Origin of the sequence: Stenotrophomonas sp., assembly GCF_032056425.1 — a bacterium.
In the GTDB taxonomy this organism is placed as follows: Bacteria; Pseudomonadota; Gammaproteobacteria; order Xanthomonadales; family Xanthomonadaceae; genus Stenotrophomonas.
Genome location: NZ_DAMBCN010000005.1, coordinates 92,864 through 118,963 on the forward strand (window position 1 = coordinate 92,864; position 26,100 = coordinate 118,963).

Annotated in this window: 25 protein-coding genes and 3 tRNA genes (1 of these 28 running past the window's edge); 6 read left to right on the top strand and 22 right to left on the bottom strand. The window is 65.9% G+C overall.

Annotated elements, in window-relative coordinates:
* The 3 genes from RTY46_RS05885 to uvrB form a co-directional block, all read right to left on the bottom strand.
* Nucleotides 1-55: transfer RNA gene (locus RTY46_RS05885), tRNA-Val, on the bottom strand; it reaches 120 nt to the left of the window's first position.
* Nucleotides 56-139: 84 nt separating this feature from the next.
* Nucleotides 140-214 (bottom strand) — tRNA-Val (locus RTY46_RS05890).
* 103 nt (nt 215-317) lie between these two features.
* On the bottom strand, nt 318-2,342 hold the full coding sequence (gene uvrB / locus RTY46_RS05895; protein ID WP_312707160.1) for an excinuclease ABC subunit UvrB: 2,025 nt from the start codon (nt 2,340-2,342) through the stop codon (nt 318-320).
* 153 nt (nt 2,343-2,495) lie between these two features.
* Between uvrB and RTY46_RS05900 the strand changes: the two genes are divergently transcribed.
* The gene (locus tag RTY46_RS05900; RefSeq protein WP_312707161.1) at nt 2,496-3,005 is read left to right on the top strand and encodes a GspH/FimT family pseudopilin; all 510 of its coding nucleotides are present in this window, start codon (nt 2,496-2,498) and stop codon (nt 3,003-3,005) included.
* Nucleotides 3,006-3,067: 62 nt separating this feature from the next.
* Here the strand turns inward: RTY46_RS05900 and RTY46_RS05905 are convergent.
* The 11 genes from RTY46_RS05905 to grxD form a co-directional block, all read right to left on the bottom strand.
* Nucleotides 3,068-3,144, bottom strand: a tRNA-Asn gene (locus RTY46_RS05905).
* Nucleotides 3,145-3,198: 54 nt separating this feature from the next.
* Entirely contained in the window at nt 3,199-3,627 is a 429-nt protein-coding gene (locus RTY46_RS05910) for a type IV pilin protein (protein ID WP_312707162.1), read from the bottom strand.
* Nucleotides 3,628-3,641: 14 nt separating this feature from the next.
* Entirely contained in the window at nt 3,642-7,505 is a 3,864-nt protein-coding gene (locus RTY46_RS05915) for a PilC/PilY family type IV pilus protein (RefSeq protein ID WP_312707163.1), read from the bottom strand.
* Between the two features lie 10 nt (nt 7,506-7,515).
* On the bottom strand, nt 7,516-8,025 hold the full coding sequence (locus tag RTY46_RS05920; protein WP_312707165.1) for a PilX N-terminal domain-containing pilus assembly protein: 510 nt from the start codon (nt 8,023-8,025) through the stop codon (nt 7,516-7,518).
* A gap of 4 nt (nt 8,026-8,029) precedes the next feature.
* A complete protein-coding gene (locus tag RTY46_RS05925; protein WP_312707166.1) occupies nt 8,030-9,196 on the bottom strand; it encodes a PilW family protein in 1,167 nt (388 codons plus the stop codon).
* Nucleotides 9,193-9,669 (bottom strand): type IV pilus modification protein PilV, encoded by a 477-nt coding sequence (gene pilV / locus RTY46_RS05930; RefSeq protein ID WP_312707167.1) that lies wholly within the window; start codon nt 9,667-9,669, stop codon nt 9,193-9,195. Before pilV ends, RTY46_RS05925 begins: the two co-directional genes overlap by 4 nt.
* Nucleotides 9,666-10,181 carry a GspH/FimT family pseudopilin gene (locus RTY46_RS05935; protein ID WP_312707168.1) on the bottom strand — a complete coding sequence of 172 codons (516 nt, stop codon included), beginning with the start codon at nt 10,179-10,181 and terminating at the stop codon, nt 9,666-9,668. The genes pilV and RTY46_RS05935 overlap by 4 nt, the downstream gene beginning before the upstream one ends.
* A 208-nt stretch (nt 10,182-10,389) precedes the next feature.
* Nucleotides 10,390-11,778: a nucleotide 5'-monophosphate nucleosidase PpnN gene (gene ppnN, locus RTY46_RS05940; protein ID WP_312707240.1), complete on the bottom strand. Its 1,389-nt coding sequence runs from the start codon at nt 11,776-11,778 to the stop codon at nt 10,390-10,392.
* Nucleotides 11,779-12,030: 252 nt separating this feature from the next.
* Nucleotides 12,031-15,210 carry a TonB-dependent receptor gene (locus RTY46_RS05945; protein WP_312707169.1) on the bottom strand — a complete coding sequence of 1,060 codons (3,180 nt, stop codon included), beginning with the start codon at nt 15,208-15,210 and terminating at the stop codon, nt 12,031-12,033.
* A 228-nt stretch (nt 15,211-15,438) separates the two neighbouring features.
* Nucleotides 15,439-16,212, bottom strand: a complete 774-nt coding sequence (locus tag RTY46_RS05950) for an SDR family NAD(P)-dependent oxidoreductase (protein WP_312707170.1) — start codon at nt 16,210-16,212, stop codon at nt 15,439-15,441.
* Nucleotides 16,209-16,529: a Grx4 family monothiol glutaredoxin gene (grxD, locus tag RTY46_RS05955; RefSeq protein WP_108749163.1), complete on the bottom strand. Its 321-nt coding sequence runs from the start codon at nt 16,527-16,529 to the stop codon at nt 16,209-16,211. The genes RTY46_RS05950 and grxD overlap by 4 nt, the downstream gene beginning before the upstream one ends.
* 119 nt (nt 16,530-16,648) lie before the next feature.
* Between grxD and RTY46_RS05960 the strand changes: the two genes are divergently transcribed.
* Complete coding sequence (locus tag RTY46_RS05960; RefSeq protein WP_312707171.1) at nt 16,649-17,227, top strand: superoxide dismutase; 579 nt, start codon at nt 16,649-16,651, stop codon at nt 17,225-17,227.
* A 52-nt stretch (nt 17,228-17,279) separates the two neighbouring features.
* Here the strand turns inward: RTY46_RS05960 and RTY46_RS05965 are convergent, their stop codons facing one another.
* From RTY46_RS05965 to purE, 3 genes are all read right to left on the bottom strand, one after another.
* Nucleotides 17,280-17,621 carry a carboxymuconolactone decarboxylase family protein gene (locus RTY46_RS05965; RefSeq protein WP_108752682.1) on the bottom strand — a complete coding sequence of 114 codons (342 nt, stop codon included), beginning with the start codon at nt 17,619-17,621 and terminating at the stop codon, nt 17,280-17,282.
* A gap of 97 nt (nt 17,622-17,718) precedes the next feature.
* Entirely contained in the window at nt 17,719-18,867 is a 1,149-nt protein-coding gene (locus tag RTY46_RS05970; protein ID WP_312707172.1) for a 5-(carboxyamino)imidazole ribonucleotide synthase, read from the bottom strand.
* Entirely contained in the window at nt 18,864-19,367 is a 504-nt protein-coding gene (purE, locus tag RTY46_RS05975; RefSeq protein ID WP_312707173.1) for a 5-(carboxyamino)imidazole ribonucleotide mutase, read from the bottom strand. The genes RTY46_RS05970 and purE overlap by 4 nt, the downstream gene beginning before the upstream one ends.
* A 58-nt stretch (nt 19,368-19,425) precedes the next feature.
* Between purE and RTY46_RS05980 the strand changes: the two genes are divergently transcribed.
* From RTY46_RS05980 to RTY46_RS05995, 4 genes are all read left to right on the top strand, one after another.
* Nucleotides 19,426-19,695, top strand: a complete 270-nt coding sequence (locus RTY46_RS05980; RefSeq protein WP_005408847.1) for a Trm112 family protein — start codon at nt 19,426-19,428, stop codon at nt 19,693-19,695.
* On the top strand, nt 19,692-20,543 hold the full coding sequence (gene nadC, locus RTY46_RS05985; RefSeq protein WP_312707174.1) for a carboxylating nicotinate-nucleotide diphosphorylase: 852 nt from the start codon (nt 19,692-19,694) through the stop codon (nt 20,541-20,543). The genes RTY46_RS05980 and nadC overlap by 4 nt, the downstream gene beginning before the upstream one ends.
* Before the next feature lie 113 nt (nt 20,544-20,656).
* Nucleotides 20,657-21,601, top strand: a complete 945-nt coding sequence (locus RTY46_RS05990) for a DUF2272 domain-containing protein (protein ID WP_312707175.1) — start codon at nt 20,657-20,659, stop codon at nt 21,599-21,601.
* Between the two features lie 67 nt (nt 21,602-21,668).
* The gene (locus tag RTY46_RS05995; protein ID WP_108761676.1) at nt 21,669-22,019 is read left to right on the top strand and encodes a DUF3301 domain-containing protein; all 351 of its coding nucleotides are present in this window, start codon (nt 21,669-21,671) and stop codon (nt 22,017-22,019) included.
* A 69-nt stretch (nt 22,020-22,088) separates the two neighbouring features.
* Here RTY46_RS05995 and RTY46_RS06000 read toward each other — a convergent pair whose 3' ends face one another.
* The 5 genes from RTY46_RS06000 to petA all read right to left on the bottom strand — a co-directional run bounded on the left by RTY46_RS06000 (nt 22,089) and on the right by petA (nt 26,014).
* Nucleotides 22,089-22,541, bottom strand: a complete 453-nt coding sequence (locus RTY46_RS06000) for a ClpXP protease specificity-enhancing factor (RefSeq protein ID WP_312707176.1) — start codon at nt 22,539-22,541, stop codon at nt 22,089-22,091.
* Between the two features lie 82 nt (nt 22,542-22,623).
* Nucleotides 22,624-23,259, bottom strand: a complete 636-nt coding sequence (locus tag RTY46_RS06005) for a glutathione S-transferase N-terminal domain-containing protein (RefSeq protein WP_075674863.1) — start codon at nt 23,257-23,259, stop codon at nt 22,624-22,626.
* A gap of 133 nt (nt 23,260-23,392) precedes the next feature.
* Nucleotides 23,393-24,142: a cytochrome c1 gene (locus RTY46_RS06010; protein WP_312707177.1), complete on the bottom strand. Its 750-nt coding sequence runs from the start codon at nt 24,140-24,142 to the stop codon at nt 23,393-23,395.
* Complete coding sequence (locus RTY46_RS06015) at nt 24,135-25,394, bottom strand: cytochrome bc complex cytochrome b subunit (protein ID WP_312707178.1); 1,260 nt, start codon at nt 25,392-25,394, stop codon at nt 24,135-24,137. Before RTY46_RS06015 ends, RTY46_RS06010 begins: the two co-directional genes overlap by 8 nt.
* On the bottom strand, nt 25,394-26,014 hold the full coding sequence (gene petA / locus RTY46_RS06020) for a ubiquinol-cytochrome c reductase iron-sulfur subunit (protein ID WP_312707179.1): 621 nt from the start codon (nt 26,012-26,014) through the stop codon (nt 25,394-25,396). The genes RTY46_RS06015 and petA overlap by 1 nt, the downstream gene beginning before the upstream one ends.
* Nucleotides 26,015-26,100 lie beyond the last annotated feature (86 nt).

Consider the following 26,100-nt stretch of genomic DNA (forward strand, 5'->3'; position numbering starts at 1 on the left):
GAACCTGTGACCCCTACCATGTCAAGGTAGTGCTCTACCGCTGAGCTAACCGCCCAATGAACCTGCCTGTCTGGACTGAAAAACCCGGCTTGCTGGCCGGGTTTGTCTTCCTCACGACAGCCCCTTGCCAGGGACTTCGTGGTGGGCGGTACAGGGTTCGAACCTGTGACCCCTACCATGTCAAGGTAGTGCTCTACCGCTGAGCTAACCGCCCGTTTTTCCTGCATTTCCGCGATTGCGTCGGTGCAGGCCGCGTATATTACGGATGCAGGCGCGCCAGCGCAATACTTTTGTGAAGGCAACCGACATCGGCCTGTTCAGCCAAGGCTGGCCTCCTTCAGCTGGCGGATCTGGTCACGCACGCGCGCAGCGTCCTCGAACTCCAGGTCCTTGGCGTGCTGGTACATCTGCTGTTCCAGCGCCTTCAGGCGCGAAGCGAGCTGCGCCGGGCTGAGCGAGCGGTAGTCGGTTGCCGTCTCGGCCACACCGCCGCGGGCCTTGCCCTTGCCCTTGCGCGCCTCCTTCTCCGCCGCGTCCGAGCGCGCGCCTTCCAGTACATCCACGATCGGCCGTGCCACCGAGCGCGGCACGATGCCGTGCGCTTCGTTGTACTCGACCTGCTTGGCGCGGCGGCGGTCGGTCTCGTCGATCGCCGCCTGCATGGAGCGGGTGATCTTGTCGGCGTACAGGATCGCCTTGCCGCGCACGTTGCGCGCGGCGCGGCCAATGGTCTGGATCAGCGAACCGGTGGATCGCAGGAAGCCTTCCTTGTCCGCGTCCAGGATCGCCACCAGCGACACCTCGGGCATATCCAGGCCTTCGCGCAGCAGATTGATGCCGACCAGAACATCGAACTTGCCCAGCCGCAGGTCACGGATGATTTCCACGCGCTCGACCGTGTCCACGTCCGAATGCAGGTAGCGCACGCGGATGCCATGTTCGGTCAGGTACTCGGTCAGGTTTTCGGCCATGCGCTTGGTCAGCGTGGTGACCAGCACCCGATCGCCGGCCTTGATGCGCTCGTTGGCCTCGCTCATCAGGTCGTCAACCTGGGTACCGACTGGGCGGATCTCCACCACCGGATCGATCAGGCCGGTCGGACGCACCACCAGTTCGGTGATCTCGTCACCGGCCTCGCGGTACTCGTAGGGACCAGGGGTGGCCGAGACATAGATCGCCCGCGGGCAGCGCGCCTCCCATTCCTCGAAGCGCAGCGGCCGATTGTCCAGCGCCGACGGCAGGCGGAAGCCGAACTCGACCAGGGTCTCCTTGCGCGAACGGTCGCCCTTGAACATCGCCCCGATCTGCGGAATGGTCACGTGCGATTCGTCGATGACCAGCAGCGCATCGGGCGGCAGATAGTCGAACAGGGTCGGCGGCGGCTCGCCGGCGTTCTTGCCAGTCAAGTGCCGCGAGTAGTTCTCGATGCCATTGCAGAAGCCCACCTCGGCCATCATCTCGATGTCGAACTGGGTGCGCTGCGCCAGGCGCTGCGCCTCGACCAGCTTGTTCTGGGCGTACAGCTGCTCCAGCCGCTCCTTCAGCTCGACCTTGATGGTTTCCACCGCCGCCAGCACGCGCTCGCGGGTGGTCGCGTAGTGGGTCTTGGGGTAGACGGTGAAGCGCTGCAGGTTGCGCATCGTCTCGCCGGTCAACGGGTCGAACATCGTGATCTTCTCGACCTCGCCATCGAACAGCTCGATGCGCAGGGCTTCGCTGTCCGACTCGGCCGGGAACACGTCGATCACTTCACCGCGCACGCGGAACGTACCGCGCTGCAGTTCGTACTCGTTGCGGGTGTACTGCAGCTGGGTCAGGTGATTGATCAGATCACGCTGGTCGATGCGCTCGCCCCTGGACAGGATCAGGCGCAGCGACAGGTAGTCTTCCGGCGCGCCCAGGCCGTAGATGGCCGACACCGTGGCGACCACGATCGCGTCGGGGCGCGACAGCAGGGTCTTGGTCGCGGCCAGGCGCATCTGCTCGATGTGCTCGTTGATCGAACTGTCCTTCTCGATGAAGGTGTCCGATGACGGCACGTAGGCCTCAGGCTGGTAGTAATCGTAATAGCTGACGAAGTACTCCACCGCGTTGTGCGGGAAGAACGCCTTGAACTCACCGTACAGCTGCGCCGCCAGCGTCTTGTTCGGCGCCATGATCAGCGTCGGCTTCTGCACGTTCTGGATGACGTTGGCGATGGTGTAGGTCTTGCCCGAACCGGTGACGCCCAGCAGGGTCTGCTTGGCGATGCCGGCCTGGAAATTGTCGGTCAGCTTCGCAATGGCGTTGGGCTGGTCGCCGGCCGGCGAATAAGGCGAAACGAGTTGAAAGCTGTCGCTCATGGTGCTGCCAGATCCCGGGAATGCGCAGTATACCGGGCACTCCGGTGACGACCGGTTGAACCCTAACCCGATTCAGGCAGCGGCAAAGCCCGATGGTGCGGCAACAGTGGCAGGCGGAGGCTGGTGGCCCATCCTGCTGCTGGAGCCCGCGATATGCACTCCCCTGCCCCCGGCCACACCCTGGCCGAACTGCTGCTGGCCGTTGCGGTGCTGGCGATCCTGGCCTGCCTGGCGACCCTGCCGCTGGGCGGGCTGCTGGATCAGCTGCGTGCCGATCAGCTGCGCCTGCAGCTGCATGCGGCGCTGAACCAGGCCCGCAGCACGGCGCTGTCACAGCGCCGCCCGGTGGTGGTCTGTCCCAGTAACGACGGTCTTCAATGCGGGCAGGACTGGAGCCGCGGCTGGCTCCTGCGCCCCGAACACCCGCGACCGGGCGAGGACCCTACCGCCCCCCTGGCATCGCGCCAGCTGGAAAGCCATGCCTCGCTGCAGGCCATCAGCACACAGGGGCGTCCGCGCATTGTGTTCCGCGCCAGCGGACGCAGTGCCGGCAGCAATGCGCGGATACGGGTCTGTCTGAGAGGGCAAGCGCAGGCCGAGGTCGTGGTCAGCAACACCGGACGCGTGCGCTCATTGCGAAGTCCGTTGCAGGCCCCGTGCTGAGCCACGGCGATGGCAGACGCAGAAAAGCAGAAGCCGCGATTTCTCGCGGCTTCTGCAGGATCTGGCGCCCGAAGTTGGACTCGAACCAACGACCCCCTGATTAACAGTCAAGTGCTCTAACCGGCTGAGCTATTCGGGCGGGGAGGCGCATTCTAGTAGCTGCTGCACGATGATGCAACACCCTTGCGCGAATTCACCAGCAACCGGCCACCGCACTGGCACTGGGGGTCTTCACATTGGCCTGGTTGACCGTCATCGTGCCGCACTTGTCCTTGGCCTGCGTACCCTGCGGTGCCGCGGTCAGGGTGAACGTGCCCTGCGCCGCCTGGATGCTGATGGTGTAGCGCGCAGTGCCACCCTCGCGCGGCGACTGGATGCTGGTGGTGCCATTGCTGAAACGGAAATTGGCGTAGGTGTTGTTGGTGGTGTGGGAACGCTCGGCCATCTGCGCGTACTCCACCATATCCGCCTTGGCCTGCGCACGCCGCGACTTGCGGACCTGGTCGGTATACGAGGGATAGGCCACCGCCGCCAGGATCGCCACCACGGCCACCGTGACCATCAGTTCGATAAGGGTGAAGCCACGGACCTGGCCGATGGCGCGGATCGCTTTGAGTGACATCGCAGGAATCTCCGTTACTGGATCTGGCGCCAGGACTGGCGGCCACAGGGATACGGCACGTACAGCGGCTGCGCGCCGGATACATTGACCACCATCCAGCAGCCCGCACCGGGCGGCACCGTCGGCACACCCGTGCCGTCGTTGGGATTGGTGGGCGGCTGCAGGCGCGGCACCACCGATACGCCCACATCCTTGATCGGCGCGGTGCCCGGCGAGTTCAGTGCCATCGCCGCGGTACCCGCGGCGGCTGACGTACCGGTGGTCGACCCCACCCGCACGCCGGACAGGGCGCCGGCACCACTGCGCGGGCTCAGGCCGAACAGCCAGTTGGCGCCGGACGTGCTGCAGCCACTGGTCACTTCCACCGGTGCATAGGTGGGAATGAACAGGATGCCCGAGGCCAGCTCCGGATAACCCACCGCACGTTCGCCGGCAGGCAGATCCACATACCAGCCCAGCGACGAGGTGGGCGCCGTGCCCGCCTGCAGGGTACGCGAACCACTGGTGGTGACCACCGCGTTCGGGGTCAGGTTGGCACGCGTGAGCGTCGTGGTCACTGCACCGTTCACCACATCGTTGAAGCCATACAGGCTCTGGATCTGGGTGGAGGAAATCGGCAGCGTGTCATCGTTGAACGAGAAGCTGCCGGTACCGAACATCACCAGCACGCCACCGCGCTCGCCCGAGGCCACCTGCAGGCCACCGGTGATCGGCTGCCGGTACGTCTGGCCGTTCTGCACGAAGGTGCCGGTGGTGAACACGGGCACCGTCACCGAGGTGTCGGTAGAGGTCAGGTCGAATTTCCACACCGCGCCCTTCAGATCCGCGGCGTAGACGGTGTCGGCGTAGCCGTCGCGTACGCGGCTCGGCTTGTTGGTGACCGGATCGATGGTCAGGTTGTTGACCCGGTCCAGCACCACGATGTTGCCCAGGCCATTGCGGCCGGCAATGGTGGAACCGGGCTCGCCCGCTTCGATCATGCGGATGGTCGGGGTGGCGGTACCGATATCGACCACGAACAGCACGGCCTTGCCACTGGCACTGGAATAACCGTTGCCGAAAATCGCCTTCCAGCTGACGCTGCCGTCGGCCGCACGCACCGGAACGATGACCGGCTTGCCCAGCACGTGGCCAATGTTGGCCCGCACCGTGGCGTCACCGGCCAGGTCGTTGATTTCCCACAGGCGGTTGCCTGCCGCGAAGCTGCCGGGCGTGGTCACGTCCAGCGCGAACACACCGCGCCCGCCCGCGCCGGTGGTACCGACCAGGGTGGTGTGCCAGGCTGCACCGTAGTAGGTATCGCCCACGGTCAGCGGCCCATCGACGAAGTACTTGTGCACGAACGGCTGGGCGTTCTTCTTGGTCGGGTCGTAGGGCAGCAGCAGGTTGCCCATGTGCCCGTACGAGGTGGCCGGAATGTAGCCGAACAGCTCACGGCCGCCATTGCCGCCGATCGTGCCGGCCGCATCCATGCCACCGTCGAAGGCATGCAGCATGCCGTCGTTGGCTCCGGCATAGACCACGTAGCGGTTGTTGTTGCGCTTGCTGGCCAGATAGTTGGTGTAGCTGGTGCCCAGCGTGCTGCCCAGTGCACGGTAGCCGTAATCATCCCCAGGCGCGCTGATCACCGGCGTGGAGTTGACGATGTCACCCAACACCGTGGTGCGGTCACGCAGCTTGCCGCCATTGCGAACTTCGCCGGTGGTTTCGCCCAGCAGGTAGTTGGCCGCGCTGTTGGCATCGGCGCCCAGTGCGGTCAGGTTGGCGGCGGTGCAGATCGACTGCGACGGATACAGCGTGCCGGACAGATTGCAGAGCCCGGCCAGGGTGATCGTGGTGCCGCTGAACTTGCGCACGCTGCTGCCATCGTTGAAGAACACATTGCGGGCGGCGGCCGCCGGCATCTGCGCGCTGGCTTCCCAGCGGGTGGTGTAGACCGCTTCGCGGCTGGTCGCATTCACCGACACGCTGCTGGCAGTCAGCTTGCTGTACCAGTCGGTGCCGTTGTTCTGCACGTCGTACATGGGGGTCACGGCAAGCGAGCCGGTGCCGATGCGCGCACCACTGAGTGCGAAGGTGCCGGACGGCGACTGGCCCGAGCCCACGGCCGAAAGCACCCGGCGCATGGCTTCGGTCACGTCCGACGGCGTCTTGGCGTTGATGAACTCGCCACGGCTGTTGATGGCCGCATGCCACAGCTCATCGATCACGCGGCCGTCGTCGTCGGTGAGCGGGTCGCCGTTGGCATTCCAGTTCGGCGGGTTGGCATACGGATCGTTGGTGGCCGCCTGGTTCACCTCGTAGATCAGGCCCTGCGCGCCCAGGGTGACGCCATAGAAGTTCATGTGCAGGTTGGTCTGGCAGTCCAGCCGCTTCCAGTCCGGCGACGACTGGCTGAGCGTGCTGCACTGTTCCGGCACCGGCACCAGGCCGGCGGGGAAGCTGGCACCGCTGCGCAGCGGCGTGGAGCCACCTGCGTAGTACGACGCGGCGATGTCGGCAATGGTGTTCGCATAGCCATCGGCGAATGGCTGGGCCGGGAAGTGGATGCCACCGGCCGCATCGGCGTTGGCGTAACCACTGGCCGAGTTACCCACATTGGTGTAGCCATCGGTGAACAGCATGCCGCCGTTCTTCTGGCAGGCGCGGATGACCGGCGCACCCGCGTCGGTGCGGCGGAACTGCTCGCCCAGGTAGGCCACCGCCTGCCGGTTCGGCGTGCCGCCATTGGGCTTGAGCCGGTAGATCTGCCCGAACAGGTCCGGCCGCTGGGTGGCCACGTCGTACATGGTGACGTTGTTGCGGGCATTGATGGTGAAATAGCCCACGCGCATGTTCTCCACGCCCACCATGGCGTGCGAGGACGAACCGACCATCGACAGGATGCGGTTGCGATGGTACTGGAACCAGTTGGCGAAATTGCGCTGCGCATTGGCCAGATCGGCCGTATTGGCGCCGTAGTTCTCCGGCAGGATCTGGTAGCGGCGCATGTTGCAGCCGGTGCCGCAGGCATTGTTGATCAGCGGACGGTGGGTCTCGCCGGTGAGGTAGCCGGCCGGCGCCGCCTGGTCAGCCGGCAGATAGAAAGTAGCCGGCACGTAGGCAATCTGCACAGTGCAGTCCGCGCGCACCTGCACATCGCCACTCAGGTTGGTCCAGTTGTTGCCCGAACTGGGCAGGCCATTGCTGTTGTTGCTGTTGCAGGTGCGGCCATTGGAACGGTAGCGGGTACCGGACGGGATGGTCATGCCGTTGACGAACTGGAACGCCTCGCCGTTGACCTGGCGCGAGGACAGGTCGTACACGGTGTTGTAACCGGTATTGAAATCGGTGCCGTAGATGGTCGGGTCACGCGGATCCACCCGTGCCGCACTGAACGAGGCGTTCGGCCACAGGATGTTCTGCGCGCTGTCGCGCGCCGGCAGGCTCCACGGCTCGTAGGTCACGGCCGGATTGTAGTAACTGGCGTTGTAGGTGGGCGAACGGGCGAAGCCGAACGCATCGATCGGCGGAATCGCCCGCCCCGGTGAATACGAGGTATTGAAGTTCGCGTGCGGGAACAGGTACAGGTAGCAGTCGGTGGAATTGTTGCCGCACGCTTCGCCCACGTTGTAGAACACACCCGCAGAGCTGAAGAAGCTGCTGCCATTCCACTGCATGCGGCCATCGCCACCGCGGAAGATCCGCTCGAAGGTCATCGAGTTGGAATCGTCCACCGCCATGATGAAGGCCGGCTGGATCGAGGTCGTATTGTTCAGCGGTGCCTGGGCAAGATCGCCCTGCCCCTGCGCAGCGAACAGGCTGTAGGCGAAGTAGCCGCCCACGCCCAGCACGGCGAAGGCAGACGCGGCAATGATCCGGGATTTGCGACGGGACATGCCGGCGGCCTCAGAGCTTGAAGATGGAATCGACCGACGCCGTAGACGAGGAATCCGTCGCGGTGTCGGTGGCAAAAGTGGTGATCTGATAGATCGGCGTGACCGGATCCAGCGGTTTGCCCATCGACAGCGAGCCGCCACCGATCACGCAGGTGTCGATGCGGCGCACGTTCACCGCCTGCACCGTGGTCAGCGCACGCTCACGCCCCCAGGCCACCGGATCGAAGGCGATATCGCAGTTGTCCTGGATATCGCTGGCCACCAGCGGCGCATCGGCAGCGGCGGCGGTACGGTTGGCAATGGCTTCGACCGCGCGCTCGCTGCGGCGGGTCACACCTTCGGCATTCTGGAAGGCCACATTGGTGGCCAGATAGTTGGACGCCATCTTTTCCTGCATGCCCGCCACCTGCATGCCGGCGATGCCGATCAGTGCCAGCAGGATCAGCATGACCAGGGCAACGTACAGCACGGCCCCGCGCTGCTGGCGGGGCATCGGACGGATGCGGGCTCGAGCATTCATGGCATCAGTTCCCGAAGAGGCGGTTACGCAGGGCGATGGTGGATTCGTAGGCGGCGCGGTAGCGCGTGTCCCGGGTCGTGGACGGTGCAAAACCGACGCCGAGCATGCGTGGGTAGCGCAGCGCATCGGTAGCCGCCTCGGCCTGTGCAGGCTGCGGGCTGCGGGCCAGGATGCCGACCTGCACCTGCCCGACCCGCCGCCACTGCGCCGCTGCCGCTGCGTTCGTACCCGTGGACACGCCACTGGCAATGGCCACGGTGGTGATGTTGCCGGTGGGCGGGGTGGTGCTGGTGATGGCCGCGGTGCTGTCCAGGCCGAACAGCAACTGCAGGTTCTCGATGCCTTCCACCAGCTCTTCGGCGGCGGCATAGCCATCGGCGCCATCGGACCGCGCGCGCATCAGTGCGGGCTCGCCGGTGGTGGCCGACGTACCCACGAAATACACGACCGACTCGGCACGGTAGATCATGGTCTGGCCGGTGGGCTGCACGGTGTAGCGATCCAGGTTGGCGCCGCTGGCGGTGACCTGGCCTTCAACGTAAGCCCCCTTGAACACGTTCACATGGCTGCAGTCGGCCACACCGAACAGCTTGGGGGCGGTCACGCCACCTTCCAGCAGGCGCCTGCCAACGGTGCCGTTGAAGCCGACCACGCTGTTGCCGCCGGGCGCCAGCGACGTGACCGGAACGCCTTCGGCGGCCAGGTAGCGAAGCACCAGGATGTCGCTGCCATCGCGCGGCTTGAGCGCACTGATGGACGCCGGCAGGCCCGTCGGCGCCGGCCAGCTGCCACCGAGGGTCAGGCTGGTGCCCGGCCCGGTGCCGGGGGCTTCATAGCCCTGGATACTGACGCTGAAATCCAGCGGATGTCCCGAGCCCGTTGCGGCCCCGGTGTTGATGGTCGGGTCGCCCTCGCCCTTGACGAAATGCGCCTGGTCGTTCACGCAGCCGAAGTGGCCGGCCATGCGGATGTCGCGCTGCAGGAACTCCAGCGCAAAGCGGCCGTTTTCCTGCGCGCGCGCATTGCCTTCGGCCAGCCGCGAGGCGGTACGCGAGGCGATGAACACCTGCACCACGCCCAGCATGAGCACCACACCGATGACCATGGCCACCATCATTTCGATCAGCGACACACCGGCAGCGTGGCGACGGGGGGACAGGTGCGCGCTCACAGCTGCGATACCAGGGTGAACGTGGTGCGGGCGTCGGGATTCTGCGGATCCCAGCGCTGGTCGCCCCAGGCGATGCCCACGGTCACCCGGCCGTTGGCGTTGAGCACCGTGGCGCTGGCGCCTTCGCCCAGCGACTGCACCACCTGGCACTGCCAGCGGGTGATGTTGCTGGCCACGCCCTGATCGGCACCCAGCACGCGGGTACAGCTGCTTGCGCTGACCGAGTTGGCCGCGAAGCTTGCGCCGGTATACCAGCCCGCCTGGTAGCGGTTGCTGCGCATCTGGTCCAGCAGGTCGTAAGCCAGGTTGGTGGCCTGGGTGCGGTAGTTGGCGCTCTGCACGAAGCGCACGTTCATGGTCTGCAGCAGGGCGAAGCCGAGCAGGCCGAAGCCAAGGATCAGGATGGCGATCAGCACTTCCAGCAGGCTGAAGCCGGCCTGGCGCCGCGAGAACGAGGGAAGACGACGGCTCATTGGCAGGCGGCCTTGGTGGAGGTGATCTGGCCTGCCGCGTTGACGGACAGGGTACGGCGCTGGGGATCGCTGCCGCATTTCACCGGCTGCAGGGTGATCTGCTGGTTGGCAGCCGCTCGGCGACGACCGCGGGCATCGAAGGTCACTTCGGCGGCCGGGCCGGTCACGGTGACCGAATCGGCGCTGACCGCGACAAAACGCAGCACGGCTTCGCCGGCGCCCTTGGCGCCATCGCCGTCGACATCGGCCCAGGCCAGCATGCCCGAGCGCCAGGCGCCGTCGCAGCTGCTGCCAGTGGAGCTGCCGCAGACACCGCCGCCGCGCTTGTTGCGCACCGCTTCGCTGCGGGCCAGCGACAACAGGCCGGTCATTTCATTGCCCGCCGCAGCAATGCGGTTGGCACGGATGGTGCTCTGGAAATTCGGAAACGCCATGGCGGCGAGAAGCGCCACCACCGCAATGGTGACCATCAACTCGACCAGCGTGAAGCCGTTGGACCGGCGCAGTTTCATTGGACGCTCCCCAGCGTGTTGGCGACCACGATGGCGCAGCCGCCGGCCGCCGGCAAGCGGCGACAGGACGAACGGTCAGTTCCGGGCGATGGGCGTCAAAGCGTTGACACGCCTGCGCGGCGGACGGGGGTCAGAGCCCCTTCGGGGATCCGCCCCCGGATCGGTGCAGTGGGGTCGGATCCCCGCAGGGGCTCCGACCCCCTGCCCGTCAGGCCAGCACCTGGTAGCAGGGCTGGTACTCGCCGGAAATCTTCATCCGGCGCTGTTCGACGAAGGCGCGCAGCAGCGCATCCAGTGCCTGCATCATGTCCGCGTCGCCATGGATCTGGAACGGCCCGAACTGCTCGATGCGGCGCATGCCGTCTTCCTTCACATTGCCGGCAACGATGCCCGAGAAGGCCCGGCGCAGGTCCGCCGCCAGCGCATGCGGGGCACGCCCGTGGTGCAGGTCCAGCGCAGCCATCGCTTCGTGGGTCGGCACGAACGGCTGCTGGTACTCCCACGGAATCTCGATGGACCAGTTGAAGAAGAACGAATCCTTCTGTGCCAGACGGTACTCGCGCACCTGCTTGATGCCGCCGGCCATCTTCCTGGCCACCGCCACCGGGTCACCGATGATGATTTCATAACGCTCGGCCGCGGCGTCGCCCAGGGTCAGGCGGATGAAGCGGTCGATCTGCTCGAAGTACGGCGCGGCCACGGTCGGCCCGGTCAGGATCAGCGGGAACGGCAGGTCCTTGTTTTCCTCGCGCAGCAGGATGCCGAGCAGGTACAGGATTTCTTCGGCCGTGCCGACGCCACCGGCGAAGACGATGATGCCGTGACCGATGCGGACGAAGGCCTCCAGGCGCTTCTCGATGTCCGGCATGATGACCAGGTGGTTGACGATCGGGTTCGGCGACTCGGCCGCGATGATGCCCGGCTCGGTCAGGCCGATGTAGCGGGTGACGGTCTTGCGCTGCTTGGCATGGGCGATGGTGGCGCCCTTCATCGGCCCCTTCATGGCGCCCGGGCCGCAGCCGGTGCAGATGTCCAGGCCGCGCAGGCCCAGCTCGTAGCCCACCTGCTTGGTATACAGGTACTCGTCGCGGCCGATCGAATGGCCGCCCCAGCACACCACCAGGTTCGGATCACCCGGGTTGAGGATGCGCGCATTGCGCAGCAGGCCGAACACCGCGTTGGTGATGCCTTCGGACGATTCCAGCTCGGCCGCGTAGGCCGGGCCCATCTCGATGGCCATGTAGGCCAGGTCACGCACCACTGCAAACAGCAGTTCGGCCACGCCGCGGATGATCTCGCCATCGACGAAGGCCATCGCCGGGGCGTTCACCAGGTCGATGCGTACGCCGCGGTCCTGCTGCGCCACCTGGATGTCGAAATCGGGATAGAGATCACGCGCCGCGCGCGGATCGTCCGAGGCACTGCCACTGGTCAGCACGGCCAGTGCGCAGCGGCGCAACAGCTCGTGCATGCCGCCACCGGAGGCATCGCGCAGGCGCGCCACTTCAGCGCGCGACAACACATCCAGCCCACCACGCGGGTAGATCCGCGCATCCTGCACCGGCAGCGCACGGGCTGCTTTTTCGTTCGTGGTCATATCCAACTTTTCGCTTCCTTCAAGGTTTCCGACTGTACTGCCGCCCCCTTAAAAAGCAAAACGGCCGGGAAACCCGACCGTTGGATGCGTGCTGACCGCGTTCGCCGTTGCTGGGACCGCCGTAGCGGCGAAGGCGCCGCGCACGTGTCCGGATGCTACGCCGAAGCGTATCGCCCCGCAAGGCTTTTCGCCTGAACAGAAAACGGCCGGGTTTCCCCGGCCGTTTCTGCATGCAGCAACTACGTCAGTTCATCAGAACTTGTAGCGGAAGCCCAGCTGCAGCGACCACTGCGACACGCCGGTGTTGAAGCCGTCGGCATCAGCATTGGCGAACGCCGGATCGGTCACCGTCGGGTTCAGGGTGCCGACGCGCTGGTCGCGGAACTCGTAGATGTACTTGCCGGTGCTGGGATCGATGCCACGGAAGTTGGCAACACCCTGGTCAGCATAGAAGCCGAAGTCGTTGATCCGGCCCCACTTCTTGTTCAGCAGGTTGCCGATGTTCTGGATATCCAGCCAGATTTCCGACTTGTGGCCCTTCATGAAGCCCGGCAGCTGCTGGGTGATGCGCACGTCGAAGGTATTGACCCAACCTGCGCGGCCAGCATTCTGCGGGGTGACACCGCCGGCGTAGCGCTCCAGCTGACCATTCTTGGACAGCCAGTTGAAGAAGGCTTCTTCCATCGCGGCACCGCCGGTGAACAGCACGTCGCCACGACCCTTCGGCACATAGAACAGGTCGTTGTAGGTGCGGCCGTCGCCGTTCATGTCGTTGGAGTACACCCAGCTGTACGGACGGCCGGTGCGACCTTCGTAGAACATGCCGACCTGGGTCTCGTAATCACCGAAGAAGGCGTGCTTCCAGTTCAGCTGAGCGGATACGCGATCGCGGATCTCGTAGCGCGAACGCGCCAGCTCGTTCTCGTTGGCCTGGAAGATGTAGTTGTTGTTCCAGTTCGAGGTTGCGACCGACGAGGTGTTGCTGGCCACTTCCTTGGCATCGGTGTAGGTGTAGCCCAGGCTCCAGGACCAGTCGCTCTCAGGCGAGAACGGCTTGGACAGCGACACGGTCAGCTGCGCGGTGCGGCCCTTGTCGGTGTTGTCCAGCAGCACGGCATCGCTGACCCAGCTGGGGGTGGTCGCCTTGGAGGTAGAGGCGTTTGCCACATTGCCCCAGTAGAAGTTGCGGCCGTCCGGACCACCGGTGTAGGTCGGCTGCACAAGCTCCAGACGCTTGAAGTACAGGCCATCCTTGACCTTGGTGTACAGGAACTCGGCCGATGCGACCAGACCATTCCACGGCAGCTCATGGTCGAAGGCCAGGTTGGCCTTGTAGACCGACGGGGTACGGAAATCGTCGGAGACGAAATTCACGACCTGCTGCGCCGGACGGTTACGACCTGCGAACGGCAGGTCGGTGCCCTGGATGAAGTTCACGCCGTTGTTGGCATAGATGTTGCCCAGCCACACCTGCGGAGCCTCACCACGGAACAGGCCCACGCCGCCGCGCAGCTGCGTCGGACGCTCGCTGTCGAAGGTGTAGTTGAAGCCGAAGCGCGGCTGGATCAGGAAGCCGTTGTCACCAATGGAACGGTTGTCGTAACCAAAGAACTCGCTGGCACGCTGGTTGTAGGCCGTGTCCTTGTTGGTGTCGTACTTGTCAGCGCGCACACCCATGGTCAGGGTCAGGTTGCTGTTGACGTACCAGGTGTCCTGCACGAACAGGCCGAGGGTGCTGTAATCGTAATCGGCTGCCAGGCTCTCAACGCCACCGCTGACCGGATTACGATCGGTGATGACCACCGGGGTGTTGTTGCGGAAGCCATCGATGCCGTTGTAGACCAGGTAGCCATCCACGTTCGGCGCGTACAGGTTGTAGATTTCGTTCTTGCTGTAATCCGCACCGAACTTGACGTCGTGGTCACCCAGGGTCAGGGTGCCGGCGGCGAAGTAGTTCCAAGTCTTGGTGTAGAGCTCGTTGTACTGGGTGTTGGCTTCGGTACCCAGGTACAGGGTCGGGTTGGCGACCGACTCACGGTTGGAATTCAGGCCACCGAAACCGATCAGGATGGCCGGGGTGCCCGGCGCCGACGGGGTACGGATCGCGGAGTAGTCGCGGTAGCTGGCCTTCACTTCGGTGGAGAAGTTGTCGGTCCAGTCACTGAACAGCTGACCGACGTACGATTCGATCTTCTTTTCGTGCTGGTACCAGTACGAGCTGAGCGAGGCACCGGTGGTCGAACCGTAACCGTTGATGCGCAGCTTGTCCTGCTCCAGCTTGCTGTAGCGGAAGCTGGCGCGGTGGTTGTCGCTGATGTTCCAGTCCAGCTTCAGCGCGTACTCTTCCAGATTGGTGTCCGAAGCCGCGTCGTAGGTGCCGGCAGAGACGCCGTAGCGATCCTGGAAGATCTGCTGCGCCTGGGCGATCTGGGCATCGGTGATGGTGCCTCGACCGATGGCGCTGCCTTCGATATCCGCACCCGGAGCCGACTGCTCGAACTTTTCGTAGTTGGCGAAGAAGAACAGCTTGTCCTTGACGAGCGGGCCGCCCAGGGTGAAACCGTAGGTCTTTTCGTCGTCGAAGCCGTTGAACTTGCCGCCGCCCGGGTTGTCACCGAACCAGCTGCCGTCGCGCATGTAGCCGTAGACCGAGCCGTGGAACTCGTTGGTGCCCGACTTGGTGACCGCGTCCACCACCGCACCGGTAGCGCCGGTGATGGTGATGTCGTAGCTGGACAGGTCGACGTTGATGGCTTCGATGGCTTCCATCGACACCGGCTGGCGACGGGTCGGGAAGCTGTTGCCTTCCAGGCCGAAGGTATCGCTGGCGTTGACACCGTCGATGCGCACGGCGTTGTAGCGCGGGTTCTGGCCACCGGCGGAGATCGAACCGGAGGCGCGATCAACGAAGGCGATGCGCGGATCCAGACGCATCATGTCCTGGATGTTGCCACCCACCGACGGCATGGCCTCGATGGTTTCCTGGCTGATGCTGGTGCCCGAGCCCATCTTGGTGGCGCTGAACACTTCCGAGCCACCGCCGACGGCGGTGACCTGCACGGTGTCCAGGTTGGTCGCGCCCGACAGGTCGCCGGCCAGGGTGGCGTTGACGGTGCCGGTCTGGTTCACGCCCAGGTAGACACCCTCTTCCGTCTTGGTGCCTTCACCCGGCTTGGTGATGGTGATGGTGTACGGACCACCCACGCGCAGGCCGCGGGCGTTGTAACGACCGGCGGCATCGGTGGTGGCACGCGAAATGGTGCCCGACTCGGTGTGGGTGATGGTGACTTCAGCACCAGCGACGGGCTGGCCCGCGCGGGAAACGACCTGACCGCCGACACCCGAAGAGGTGCTCTGGGCGAAGGCGGGGGCGGCGGCGAGTGCAGCCACGAGACCAAGGGTAAGCTTGGACATCCGGAGTGGGTGGGTCATTTTTCGGTAGCCTCGATGCGAGTTGGCGATGGCGGAAAAAAAGCGCATCCAAACAGCCTTGCGGGCGGCTGCTCGGAGATTTATCTGGGTTCCCTACCGTGAACGGCAGCTGCCGCAACGGTTAACACTAGATTAACACGCTATCCCATCAATGTGACGGTTGTGCGACAAACGGCACCGGATCGCAACGCTATCGTGACGGAATCTTCATTCCGGACTATCAAGCAATTAACGGGCGTCACTCGCCCGACGGGCGTCAAGCACCTGCCCACGCCACGCCTGGCCTGCGGCGGACAGCAGCGCGACGGCGGCCTCCGCTGCCCCGTCCGGCCCCGTGGCCGTCGCGTCCTCGTCAATCGAATAGGCGCGTGCACGCAGGGCAGTGCGCAGCGGGCCGGGGTACAGCCCTGCCACCCGCACCGGGCCGTTGGCCAGTTCATCGTGCAGGCTGGCGATCAGCCCGCGCAGCCCATGCTGGGCCACGCCATAACCGCCCCAATAGGCCTGCCCCACCCGTTCGGGCGCGTCCACGGCAAATATCAGGGCGGCATCCTCGCGCTGGCGCAGCAGGGGCAGGCAGGCCTGGGCCAACCACGCCGGCGCGGTCAGGGTGACATGCACGGCGCGGGCGAAGCTGGCCGGATCGGCCAGTTCAAACGGGGTCAGGCCCGGGAAATGTGCGGCGCAGACCAGCACGCCATCCAGGCGGCCCAGCTCGCGGCCGATGGCCTGGGCCAGATCGGCGTAGTCGTCGGGACTGGCCCCTTCCAGATCCAGCGGATACAGCAGCGGCTCGGGGCCGACGGCCTGCACCTGGGCGTAGACGCGATCCAGGCGGCGCGGTTTGCGCCCCAGCAGGACGACCGTTGCGCCGGCCCGCGCGGCAGCAACCGCAGCAGCACTGCCCAGCCCCCCGCCGGCGCCGGCCACCAGCACCACGCGGTCCCGCAGGGGACGGCCATCGAGCGCCGTATCGGTCGACGTCGACGGCCAGGCACTCATCCCTGGGTGGCCTCTTCGACGATGCGCTTGAGCTCGCCGGCTTCGAACAGTTCCATGATGATGTCGCAGCCCCCGATCAGCTCGCCGTTGATGAACAACTGCGGGAAGGTGGGCAGGTTGGAGAAGCGCGGCAGGTTGGCGCGGATCTCCGGCTCTTCCAGCACGTTGACGGTGCGCAGGGACACTGCGCCCGCGGCCATCAGGGCCTGCACGGCGCGGCTGGAGAAGCCGCACATCGGATATTGCGGGGTGCCTTTCATGAACAGCACGAGCGGGTAACGATCCACCTCGGCCTGGATTTGCTGCATTACCGCCACACCTCACTCCTTGCTTCGCCGGACAAACCGACCGCGGTGGTCGGCTAGACTGCCCACGGTAGCCGCCATTGTAAGCCGATGGTACCGGCTGCCGCCGCCCCCTGGCCAAGAACCTGTCCATGTCTGTCGAACTGCCTGCCCTGCCCTACCTTCCCGGCTCCCTGCAGCCGCACCTGTCGGCCGCCACCGTGGAGCTGCACCACGGCCGCCATCACCGCGCCTACGTGGACGCCGTCAATGCGGCCATTGCCGACACCGAATGGGAAGAAGCCACGCTGGACGACATCGTGCGCCAGACCCAGGGTGCGTTGTTCGACGCCGCCGCCCAGGCATGGAACCACGGCTTCTACTGGCAGTGCCTGCGCCCGCGCGGCGGCGGCGAACCGCAGGGTCGCCTGGGCGAACTGGTGAAGCGCCAGTTCGGTGATGCACAGCGCCTGCGCGAGGAGTTCAACCGCGCCGCGCTGGGCCTGTTCGGTTCGGGCTGGGCCTGGCTGGTACAGCATCCCGGCGGGCAACTGGGCATCCAGGTGACCCGCAATGCCGGCACGCCACTGACGGGCGACAGTACCCCGCTGCTGTGCTGCGACCTGTGGGAACACGCCTACTACACCGATTACCAGAACGAGCGCGCGCGCTATCTGGACGGGTTCTGGCAGCTGGTGAACTGGGAATTCGCCGAAAGCCAGCTGCGCTGAGGCGATCGGCCGGGCCTGGCCCGGCGCTACCCCGCCCTGGCGCTGCTGCGCCTCACGCGTTCTCGTGCGCAGCCACCGCATCCATCACCCGTGCCGAGTACACCAGCGCCGCGCCGGCATTGAGCGACACCGCCACACCCAGCGCCTCGGCAATCTCTTCGCGGCTGGCGCCCTGCTTCAGCGCCGCATCCACGTGCACGGTGATGCAGCCATCGCAGCGGGTGGTGACCGCCACGGCCAGCGCGATCAGTTCGCGGGTTTTGGCATCCAGGTGATTGGTCTGCGCGCCGGCATTGGCCAGCGTCGCATAGCCTTTCAGGGTATCGGGCGAGAGCTTGCCGATCTCGCCGATGCGGCCCTTCAGTTCCTTGCGGTAAGCGTTCCAGTCGAGCATGGCGGTGACTCCGGGGAAAGGAGCCCCACGCTACCACCGCAGGGGACGCGCCGATGCGTGCACCGGCGCGCCACAATGTTGCAGCGCTGCGCCTGCCTCAGCGGTTGCGCAGCGCGTGTACCGCCGGGGCGACCTGCGCCTGGCGGTCCAGTTCCAGCCCGACCTGCTCCAGCGCATCGGCCAGGGCATCGGCCTGGTCGTCTCGCAGCGTGGCATGGCCCACCTTGCGGCCCTCGCGCGGCTGCTTGCCGTAGTCGTGCCAATGGCCGCCGGCCTGGCCCAGCACCGGCGCCGGATCGGGCATCGCGCCCAGCCAGTTCAGCATGCAGGCATGACCGAGCATGCGGGTGCTGCCCAGCGGCAGGCCCAGCACGGCACGCAGATGGTTCTCGAACTGTGAGGTCTCGCTGCCTTCGATGGTCCAGTGGCCGGAGTTGTGCACGCGCGGCGCCATCTCATTGGCCAGCAGTTCGCCATCGCGGCAGAACAGCTCCAGCGCGAACACGCCCACGTACTGCAGGTGGTCGGCCACGCGGCGCGCGTAACCAATGGCAGCCTCGCGCTCGGCCGCCGACAGCACGGCCGGGGCCACGCTGGCCGACAGCACGCCATCGACATGCCAGTTGCCAGTGACCGGCCAGGCCTGGAAGCTGCCATCGCGGCCACGCACGGCCACCACGCTGACCTCGCGCTGGAACGCCACGAACCCTTCCAGGATCAGCCCGGTGCGCTCGACCTGGGCGCCCAGTGCATCCCATGCGGCGTCGATGTCGGCCGCGCTTCGCAGGCGGAACTGGCCCTTGCCGTCGTAGCCCAGGCGGCGGGTCTTGAGGATGCACGGCAGGCCGAACTCGGCGGCTTTCGCGGCCAGTTCGTCACGGCTGCGGATATCGGCAAAGGCCGGCAGCGGAATGCCCAACTGCTGGAACAGGGTCTTTTCGCTCAACCGGTCCTGGGCCACGGCCAGCGCGGCCGGCGGCGGGTAGACCGGCACGCGGTCGGACAGGAACTGCGCGCTGTCAGCCGGCACGTTCTCGAAGTCGAACGTGACCACGTCCACCTTGGCGGCGAAATCCGCCAGCGCCTGGCGGTCGTCGAAGGCGGCGACGGTGAGCGGCGCCAGCGGCCCGCTGCAGGCATCGGCAGCCGGGTCGAACAGTTCAAAGCGCAGGCCCAGCGGCGCGCCGGCCAGGACCATCATGCGGGCGAGCTGACCGCCGCCGAGGATGCCGACAGTCAGGTTCATTGGCGCGGATCGTCGTGGGCCATCACGTCTTCGGTCTGGCGCGTGCGGAAGGCGTCCAGCGCCTGGCCGATGGCCGGCTGGTCGCTGGCCAGCATGGCTGCGGCAAACAGCGCGGCATTGGAGGCGCCCGCATTGCCGATAGCGAAGGTGGCCACCGGAATGCCGGCCGGCATCTGCACGATCGACAGCAGCGAATCCATGCCGTTCAAGGCTTTGGACTGCACCGGCACGCCCAGCACCGGCACCGCGGTCTTGGCCGCGATCATGCCCGGCAGGTGGGCGGCACCGCCGGCACCGGCGATGATCGCGCGCAGGCCGCGCGGGCCGGCTTCTTCGGCATAGCTGAACAACACGTCCGGCGTCCGGTGGGCCGAGACCACCTTCACTTCGAACGGAACACCCAGGGCTTCAAGCTTCTGGGCCGCGTGCTGCATGGTTTCCCAGTCGGAGCGGGAACCCATGACGATGCCGACGAGCGGCGCGATCGGGTTGGGGGTCATTGGCCGTCACCTACCTTAAAGACGTATTCTAGCCGTCTTCCACGCAAGACGAAGAACCATGGATCGCAAGCTGCTTGACCTGCTGGTGTCGCCCGATACCCGCCAGCCCCTGTCCCTGCTGGATGGCAAGGGCCTGGAAGCCCTCAACAAGGCCATTTCCGCCGGCGCAGTGAACAAGGCCGATGGCAACCCGCTGGCCCAGCCGCTGCGCGAGGCCCTGGTGACCCGTGACCGCAAGCAGGTGTTCCGGGTGGACGACGGCATTCCGGTGCTGCTGGCCGAGGAGGCCATCCCGACCGCACAGATCGCCGATTTCCCGGCCGCATGAGTGCCCTGCCGACGCCGGATGCGGCCCAGGTTGCGGCCGATGTCGCCCGCGCGTTGGCCGAGGACCTGGGCAGCGGTGATGTCACCGCCGCCCTGCTGCCGGACCAGCCGGACAGCGCCTACCTGCTGTGCAAGCAGGATGCGGTGATCTGCGGCCGCCCCTGGTTCGACGCGACCCATCGCGCGCTCGACCCGCAGGTGCGGATCGACTGGCAGGTGGACGAAGGCGCGGCGGTCAAGGCCGGCACGGTGCTGGCCCTGCTGCAGGGCCGCAGCCGCAGCCTGGTCAGTGCCGAGCGCACCTCGCTGAACTTCCTGCAGACCCTGTCCGGCACCGCCACCACCACGGCGCGCTACGTGGCGGCGGTGGCCGGCACCGGCACACGCATCCTGGACACCCGCAAGACCCTGCCCGGCCTGCGCCTGGCGCAGAAGTACGCGGTGCGCTGCGGTGGCGGTGACAACCATCGCTTCGGCCTGTACGACACGGTGATGCTGAAGGAAAACCACATCCGCGCTGCCGGCTCGCTGCCGGCCGCGGTGGCCGCCGCACGCCAGCACTGGCCGCAGTTGCCGCTGGTGGTGGAAGTGGAGGACCTGGAGCAGCTGCAGCAGGCACTGCTGGTGGGCTGCGAGCGCATCCTGCTGGATGATTTCAGTGCTGAACTGCGGCGCGAAGCGGTGCGCATCACCGCCGGCCGCATTCCGCTGGAAGTGTCCGGCAGTGTCGGCCTGGATGGGTTGCGCGCGATTGCCGAGGACGGCGTGGACTGCATTTCCATTGGCGGCCTGACCAAGCATGTGCAGGCCATCGATCTGTCGCTGAAGCTGGGGCCGCCGCCGGGCTGAGACCTTGCATGGGGTCAGATCCCTTTCCACGGGAAAGGGATCTGACCCCGTTCTCACACCCTGCGTTCACGACGGCACTGCGACGCTGCGGCCATCCCCCACAGGAGCCGCGCATGCGCCGGATGCTGTTGCCTGCCTGCCTGCTGTTGGCCGCTGCCCCGCTGTCGGCCGCTGCCGCCGAAGCCTGCGACGTACCCCCCCGCTACGGCCTGAGCCCGCTGGCGATCTCCATCCGCAATGCGGCCTGCAACGAACACCGGCTCTGGTACCGCGCTTTCATCGACCGCGAAGGCCGGGCCGCCAGCCTCACCATTACCGAGGCCGAAAGCGGCTACCTGGCCGACAACGGCCTGGTGGCCTGGCGGCGAGTGGCCGCCTACTGGCGCGACAGTGGTACGTTGAATGCGATGGGCAGCATCGACGGCGCCACCAGCTGCCTGGCGCCCTTGGGGGTGCGCTACACCGACAGCGACTGCCGCGCCTTCCTGGTCGACAACCCGTGGTCGGCCGCCTTCATTTCCTGGGTGATGGTGCGTGCGGGCGTACCCGGATTCACCACCTCGCCGCGCCACATCGACTACATCCGTGCCGCCTACCAGGCCGGACCGGCCGGCAGCCCGTACCGGCTGCTGGACCCGGCCACGGGCAAGCCCGCACCCGGCGACATGCTGTGCTTCCTGCGCGACCGCAGCAGCACGCTCAGTTACAGCGGGCTGGTGCAGGCACTGGGAAACGGCTCGGTGGGTCACTGGAAATCGCATTGCGAAGTCGTGGTGGCTGCCAACCTGGGCGGCGACCAGACCCTGTACCTGGTGGGCGGCAACGTGATGAACACCGTGGCCATGCGCCTGCTGCAGCTGGACCGCAGCGGGCGCATCCAGCTGCCGCCGGCACGTTCGCGCGACAGCACGGGCATCGATGCCAGCTGTACGCCGGGGCGCGAAGACGAGTGCAGCTTCAATCGACAGGACTGGGCCGCGCTGCTGCAGTTGAATGTTGCGGCGCCGAGCGCGCCGGCTTCCCCCACCGGCCCCGCCCCGGCGCCTGACAGTCGCTGACGATCACGCTTGATCCGGGGCCGCTTCGCCGCCATCTTGGCTGCATCGACTCCAGACACTCCACGCCATGCCCACCCTGCTGTTGTTGCTGATCGTTGGCGGTATCGTCTATTTCTTCTGGAACGCGGCGCGTTCGGCCGCCGAGCGCGCGGTAGAGCTGGGCCGCAATGCCTGCCGTGCTGCCGATGTGCAGTGGCTGGACCAGGCCGTGCATGCGACGGGCCTGCGCCTGTCGCGCGGCGAAGATGGCCGGCTCGGTTTCGAGCGCACCTTCAAGTTCGAGTATTCCTACGACGGCATCGATCGCCACGTCGGGCGCATGGTGCTGCGCGGTGACCAGCTCGTTTCGTTCACGGGGCCGGGCGCGGCGCGGATCAGCAGGATCCGCGCGGATGTGGACGAGGCCGAAGATGTGTAGGCGGTAGCGCCGGGCCATGCCCGGCGAGTGCAGCGGCAGCAGCGTGCCGACCACCGGTCGGCACCCTCACTATTTGACCACGCGCAGGGTCGGCCGGCCCTTCGGCGGCGGGCTGGACGGCGGCGTGTCGTCCGGTGGGGTGTCACCCTCGTGCATCGGCTCATCACTGGCCGTGGTCGTTTCGGCACCGGGAATATCATCCGGCAGTGCCATGCCCTGCCCGGTTTCGCGCGCGTACACGGCCAGCACCGCACTGATCGGCACCTGCACCGGGTAGCTGGTGCCGGAGAAGCGCGCCGAGAAGCTCACCATCTCGTTGTCGATCATCAGCCGCACCACCGCACGCTCGGCGATGTTGAGTACCACGCGCCCATCCTTCACGGCCGAAGGCGGCACCTGCACGCCAGGCACGCCGGCGTCGACCAGGATATGCGGGGTCAGCTGGTTGTCGTTGATCCATTCCACCAGAGCCCGCAGCAGGTACGGGCGGTGGCTGGTCATGTGGAAGAAGTCGTCGGTCATGCGTGAAGTGTACGCGCACGACGCCCCTGTCGGGGCGCATCGCGGCACGCCGGTAGGCGTGCAGTCGGAAAGTACCGGTGGTCTAGACCGGCAGGTCGCGCAGCTTCTTTTCCTGATCGGTCAGGCTGCGCACGAACCCCGGGTGGCGGAAGATGCGGTTGCCGTAGTCTTCGATGGCCTTGCCATCCTTGGGCAGCGGCACATCCAGCGACTGCAGGCGCCAGATGATCGGTGCCATCGCACAGTCGGCCAGGCTCATTTCCGGGTTCAGGAAGAACTTGCTGGCCTTGAACAGCGGCAGCGACGCGGTGAGCAGTTCCTTCAGCCGCTTGCGGCCGGCTTCGGCCTGGGTCTTGTTCCCCAGCTGGATGGCCTGCACCTGCGGCACCCAGTCGTGTTCAATGCGCAGCATGGCCAGGCGGATGCGCGCACGCGACAGCGGATCGACCGGCATCAGCGGCGGGTGCGGGTAGCGCTCATCCAGGTATTCGCTGACCACCGAGGCGGCGTACAGCACCAGCTCGCGCTCCACCAGGGTGGGTACTGAATGGTAGGGATTGAGATCGATCAGGTCTTCCGGCGGGTTCTGCGGATCGACCGGCACGAAATCATAGGTCACGCCCTTGGCCGCAAGAACCAGGCGCACCCGGTGGCACAGGACATCGTCGTTCGAGGAAAACAGCGTCAATGTGTTGCGCATGCGTACGCTCGCCGCCATCAAAGGCTCTCCCACGACAGGAGACCGCCTGCCGTACCGGCGCCACCAGCCCCTTGCCGGTGGTCGACTCCTGCCCGAGTGTGCAACCGGGCATCACAAAAGCCAATAGGCCTGAGGCAATGCCGGGGCCGGCTCAATGCACGTCCTTCCAGTATTCCTTCTTCAGCAGATACAGCAGGAAGGTCAGCAGGGCCAGGAACAGGATGACCCACACACCCAGCTGCTGGCGCTTCAGCGCAGCCGGTTCGCCGGCATATTCCAGGAAGTTGGTGATGTCCCGCACAGCCTGGTCGTACTGCCCGGCATCCACGCTGCCCGGGGTGTCGATGCGCAGGCCGGTGACCGGTGGATCCATGCCCGGCGCTTCGGCCTTGCCATGCACCGCGTGCTGCAGCCCCTGCATTTCCCACAGTGGGTTGGGCATGGAGGCATTGGGGAACACGGTGTTGTTCCACCCCAGCGGGCGGGTGCTGTCCAGGTAGAAGGACTTCAGGTAGGTGTAGATCCAGTCGCTGCCCCGCACGCGGGCGATCAGGCTCAGATCGGGCGGCATCTTGCCGAACCATTTCTCGGCCTGCTCCTTGGGCATCGCCACTGGTACGGGATCGCCGATGGCCGAACCGGTGAAGTTGAGGTTGTTCATCACCTCCTCCTCACTCAGGCCCAGATCCTGGCCCATGCGCGAATAGCGCAGGTACTTCAGCGCATGGCAGCCGGAGCAGTAGTTCATGTACAACTGCGCGCCGCGCTGCAGCGACGCGCGGTCACCCAGATCATTGCCGGCCTGCAGCAGCTTGGCGCCGCCCTCGGCGGCGTGGGCCAGGCCGCTGCCCAGCACCAGGGCGGCCACCAGGGCCAACCGGACCATCCAGCGCTCAGTCATGCGTGGTCACCCTTTCCGGTACCGGCTTGGTCTTGTCCAGTCGTGTCCAAAGCGGCATGGTGATGAAGAACGCGAAATACAGGAAGGTCAGCACGCGGCCAATGTAGGTTTCGTGCACATCGGTGCCCGGGCCGGAGCCGATCACCCCCAGCCACACGAAGCACACGGCAAACACCCCCAGCAGCACCTTCGACAACAGGCCGCGGTAGCGATAGGACTTGACCCGCGCGCGGTCCAGCCACGGCACCAGGAACAGGATCGCGATGGCCGAGAACATCACCAGCACGCCGCCCAGCTTGTTGGGCACTACGCGCAACATGGCGTAGTACGGCGTGTAGTACCAGACCGGCTTGATGTGTTCCGGCGTGACCAGCCGGTTGGCCTCGGTGAAGTTGTCGTGTTCCAGGAACAGTCCCCCGAAGGCCGGGGCGAAGAAGATGATGAAGGCGGCGATGACCAGCAGGAACCCGACGCCGACGCCGTCTTTCAGCGTGTAGTACGGGTGGAACGGAATGCCATCGGCCGGCGCGTTCGGCGACCAGCGGTTGCCCTTGGGCCCCTTCTTGATCTCCACGCCGTCAGGATTGTTCGAGCCCACTTCGTGCAGCGCGCCCAGGTGCAGCACCACCAGCAGCAGCAGCACCAGCGGCAGGGCGATCACGTGCAGGGCGAAGAAGCGGTTCAGCGTGGCATCGCTGGGCAGGTAATCGCCCATGATCCATTCGGTCAGGCCGTTACCGATGACCGGGATGGCGCCGAACAGCGAGATGATGACCTTGGCACCCCAGAACGACATCTGGCCCCAGGGCAGCACGTAGCCCATGAAGGCTTCGGCCATCAGCACCAGGTAGATCAGCATGCCCAGGATCCACACCAGCTCGCGCGGCTTCTGGTAACTGCCGTACAGCAGGCCGCGGAACATGTGCAGGTAGACCACGATGAAGAACAGCGAGGCCCCGGTGGAATGCATGTAGCGGATCAGCCAGCCCCATTCCACATCACGCATGATGTATTCGATGGAAGCGAACGCTTCGGCGGCGTTCGTCTTGTAGTGCATGGTCAGGAAGATGCCGGTGACGATCTGGTTGACCAGGATCAGCAGCGCCAGCGAACCGAAGTAGTACCAGAGGTTGAAGTTCTTCGGCGCGTAGTACTCGCTGACATGTTTGCGGTAGACCGGCATCAGGCCGGGCGCGCGCGCATTGACCCAGTCGGCCACGCCGCTGGCGGTACGGCTGAGGATGTTGCTCATCAGGCAGCCCCCTGCGGATCGACACCGATGATGACGGTGTTGTCGTCCTGGTAGTGGTGCGGTGGCACCAGCAGGTTGATCGGTGCCGGCACGTCCTTGAACACGCGGCCGGACATGTCGAAGCGCGACTTGTGGCAGGGGCAGAAGTAGCCGCCCTTCCACTGCGGATCGTAGGGCTCCGGGCGGATTTCGGCGACCATTTCCGGCGAACAGCCCAGATGCGTGCACAGCCCGACCAGCACCGAGATTTCCGGCTTGATCGAGCGCAGCTCGGGGTTCTGCTTCAGCACGTACTCGGGCTGCTGGTCCTTTTCGCCGGATTCGGGATCCTTCAGGCGGCCATCCAGCCCATGCAGTGCCTCCAGGATGGCCTTGGAGCGCTTGACGATCCAGATCGGCTGGCCGCGCCATTCCACGATCAGGCGTTGGCCTTCCTGCAGCGCGCTGATGTCAGCCACTACCGGTGCGCCGGCAAGCTTGGCACGGGCACTGGGGTTCCAGGACTTGATGAAAGGAACAGCGGTGAAGCCGACGCCGACGGCGCCCACCACGGCAGTGGTGGCAGTAAGAAAACGCCGACGTCCGGTGTTGACTGGATCGTATACCCCATCGTTGGCCATCCGGCACTCCGATATTGATTAGGTAGCTTTAAGGCTGCCAGCGGATCCGGTGGGGGCCAGAGCCGCATTGAATCGTGGTCGAGTGT